The following is a 3,568-nucleotide window of genomic DNA, read 5'->3' on the forward strand; positions in this document are numbered from 1 at the left end:
AATGTTCATCAAGGCCAGAAGTGACAAAGACTTCGTTAAACAGGCCGGATATATGGCAGCAACCTGCCACGTCATCGAAGCATAGAGCCTTTGCAAATCGGGAGGAGACCATATATGGGACGAGCGCAGCGATTCCCAACAACACACCTACACCCTAACCACACCGCCCCAACGCCCCTTAAACCCTTAAATCTCGACACCGCCAATCACCCTTCCAAAATAATCGTTAACCAATCCCCTCTTACCAACCGCCCATAACCATAGAAAAAATAATACTTTTCACCACTTTGATAAGGTTCACTTATCACGCGATATAACCTTTTGATTTGTGTGCGGATAAACCTTTGGCCCAAGATAAAACGGTCGCAGGCAATCGGCCAAGGTGGTTGTCGGCGATGGTCATGGGCGTCGAAATGAATGCCTTGATTTGTTAGCACCCGAAAAAGCGTTAATGATTAACCATACGGGTGTGGCTCTCTCTGCAGACAATAATTAAATGCGAAACCAGCAGAGATACAGAGTACGTCGGTTTCCAACACATCTATGCTGCTGCCGGATAAGCAACGCCGGCCCAAAGAACCTAAAAAGATGTGTAGCAAAAGAGGATCATAATAATGACAACGCCTGCAGCTATCCAAACCTCGTTGAGGGGTGATAATGCACTGCCACTGCGTCCAGCCAGTCAGGTCATGGATCTGGAACGCCTCGGTGCTCTGCACCAGAGCCGCCTGAGTTTTATGCGTACATTGGTACGCCGTATCATGCGTGAGCGCTGGCAGATTGAGCCTGCTCGTTTCGAGCTGGATAATGATGGCTATGGCACCGTCGTGTATGAGGTGCATGCACCCCACGGCCTGTTCAGCTTTGTATTGTTCTCCGACTATCTGTCACCAGAAGAGCGCAACGACCGCGTGATCGCCACTAAGTGGGATCTCACGATGGCGTTGGTAGAAGGTTCTGTCGACGATATCTATCTGGAAAAACTGCGCCAGAACGTACCTAAACAGGAAGCTGGCCGCGTGGATGCACGTGTATTTGTCCTCTCCCGTGCCAACCGCAGTGCGCGTAACTTTGACTACGTTGTTGATCAGCTGTCTCAAGGTGAGCAGCCGGATGTCGAAAAGATTGCCAAGGTCGGTTATCTGTACCGCACCACAGCTGTATACGGCAGCGGCAAACTGGGCATGGCTGACTGGGAAAAAGTCCGTACCAAACATAAAGATTTCGCCCGCCCGTTTGCTGGCGAGATGTTTGTCTGCCTGATGCTGCGTAACTTCAGTCTGACTCAGGCTGAACACATTGCACGTCACAAATCTCCAGAAACATTCCAGCCGATGGACGCGGATATCAAGCGTTACTTCGGCATCGGCAACTCTACCGGTCTCGGTATGGCGCCGTATCTGGTGAACCACCCGCTGCTGATCAACCAGTGGATCGAGATGCGCGAGCTGGCACTGGCCCGCATTCGTGTGCTGGGTAACATCAATAACCGCACTCGTCAGGGACTGAATGAACTGATCGAGCGTTGCGCACAGCATACTGCTGAAACCATCACTGAAGATGAGTGGCAGACCAACAACAATCAGCTGGTACTGAAAGATCTGGACGCGCTCAAAGCGTACATCGACAGCGACTTCAATGACTGGAATGCCCTGCTGAACTGGAGTGAAGAACACTGCTCCGTACAAGGTCAGGAGATGCTGGTTTCCATCATGCTGGAGCTGTATCCAGAGTTGGTCGACGATCTGGAAGAGTATCACTCCGCTGAAGAGTTCCTGGATCTAGACCCACTGATGCCGCTGCAGACGCTGAAGTCTGTGATCGAAACCCGTTACGACTGGGCTTTGGATATCGACTTCGATGCAGAAGGTGCACGTGAAACCTGCTGGTACCGTTCCGAAGAGAAGATGGAACCGCGTCTGGGCAGTGTTGCGGATGCTGAAGCGAAGAACAAACAGATGGCGCTGGGTGTCGGTTACGCAGTGCGTAAGTGCTACGACCAGCTGAGCGAATACATGCAGGAACACCCGGACCACACCACCGCCCGCTTTATGGTGGCACGTCCGAAGATGCGCGGTATCGTGCGTCGTATCCAGAGCATGAATCGCTGCATCTACGGTGATATTCAGGCCAACCTGCTGGATCGCAATATCCTGCCGATGCACTTGCTGCGCTGCAAGCTGGCATTCTTTGGTGTGAGCAAGTTTGATCCACGTTCCCGTCTGTGGGTACGTAACACCATGTTCCAGGGCGCACCACTGCTGGAAGATATTGGACAAACTTTTAACGATGACTGGTTCATGCCACTGTCGCCAAAGCAGTAAGGAGAAGCACAATGAATATTTCTATGAATGAACTGAAAGCTGCTCTGCGCCGCTGCTTTGAAGCGACCGGTTACTTCGTGGGTAACTACGAAGATGCCGCCAACATGATTCTGTGGCTGGAAAAACACGGCTTGAACGGTCTGGGTGAACTGCAGCGTGCGCTGCCTTACATCGATCAGGATCGAGAAAAGCCACTGGGCAGCGTTGTCTATGAGGACAGCACCTCTGCGATCATCGACAGTCACGGCCGCAGTGCCTTGAACTGCATCGCTGCGTCGGTTGATCTGGCCCACGCTAAAGCGCTGGAAAGCGGTATCGCCACCGTAACCGTACACAACTGTCATAACCGTATGTTCATCCTGAAAGCCCTGACAGACTGCGGTCGTCGCGGTATCAGTGTGGCAGCATACTGGCAGAACGGCAGCCAGAAAGTGACCGAACACACCGCAGCGATCAAAGCGGGTCAGCGTTACCCAAGCTACAGCGAAGCGACCACCAGCCTGGAAACCAGTGAAGTTGATGCGCAAGCACTGACCATTATCTGCAGCTCCCGTGTTGATCTGACCTCATCCCTGCAGGAGTCTCGTGGCAACAGCGAAGCGCGCCATATCAGCGCTGAGCAGGTTGCAAAGAATAAAGACTTAACCGTTGAACACGGTGTAGAAATTGACGATGAACTCTGGGCAGAGATCAATCGTCTGGGTGCTGGCGTGCTGGTTGAAAACAGCGAAGCTTCCCGCCAAGGTGCCGGTGGCCGTTAAGCCAACGCATCAATAAGCACCAACAAGCAAGAGTTCCATCTGTGGGCAGGTCCGTAACAACACCAACCCACACCTATCATTTGCGTCCGTTGATTGGATTTCGCCATGCGCCCTCCCTGTGAGGGCGTTTTTTTGCCTGCACCTTCGCCACCTCAATTCCGATGTAGAAAATTTTGTGCGAACAGATGTAGGGCAGCCCTTTAGGCTGCCGGTCGGATAAATCCGACCCTACAAGGTCTTGATCGATTACCTCGTTCCCGCGTGGGAATGCATACATCGGCGACATACCACCCAGCCTACCGAAAACTTACGTATGGGTTCCCACGGAGGACCATGGGAACCAGAAATACAGGGTCTTGGTCGATTACCTCGTTCCCATGCTCCCGCGTGGGAATGCATACAGCGGCGACATATCACCCAGCCTACCGATGACTTTCGTATGGGTTCCCATGGAGGAGCAAAGGAACCAGAAATATGGGCACC

Annotated in this window: 2 protein-coding genes; both read left to right on the forward strand. The window is 52.5% G+C overall.

Annotation, left to right across the window (positions count from 1 at the left end):
- Positions 1-614: 614 nt before the first annotated feature.
- Positions 615-2,324: a hypothetical protein gene (locus ABYW01_RS16835; protein WP_372834933.1), complete on the forward strand. Its 1,710-nt coding sequence runs from the start codon at positions 615-617 to the stop codon at positions 2,322-2,324.
- 11 nt (positions 2,325-2,335) lie between these two features.
- Complete coding sequence (locus ABYW01_RS16840) at positions 2,336-3,085, forward strand: DUF3726 domain-containing protein (protein WP_372834934.1); 750 nt, start codon at positions 2,336-2,338, stop codon at positions 3,083-3,085.
- Positions 3,086-3,568 lie beyond the last annotated feature (483 nt).

This window comes from Pontibacterium sp., assembly GCF_041587635.1.
In the GTDB taxonomy this organism is placed as follows: Bacteria; Pseudomonadota; Gammaproteobacteria; order Pseudomonadales; family Balneatricaceae; genus Pontibacterium.

Excerpts from the sequence above, each read along its gene's own strand:
- ABYW01_RS16840 (WP_372834934.1), top strand. The coding sequence starts at position 2,336 with ATGAATATTTCTATGAATGAACTGAAAGCTGCTCTGCGCCGCTGCTTT.
- ABYW01_RS16835 (WP_372834933.1), top strand. The coding sequence starts at position 615 with ATGACAACGCCTGCAGCTATCCAAACCTCGTTGAGGGGTGATAATGCA.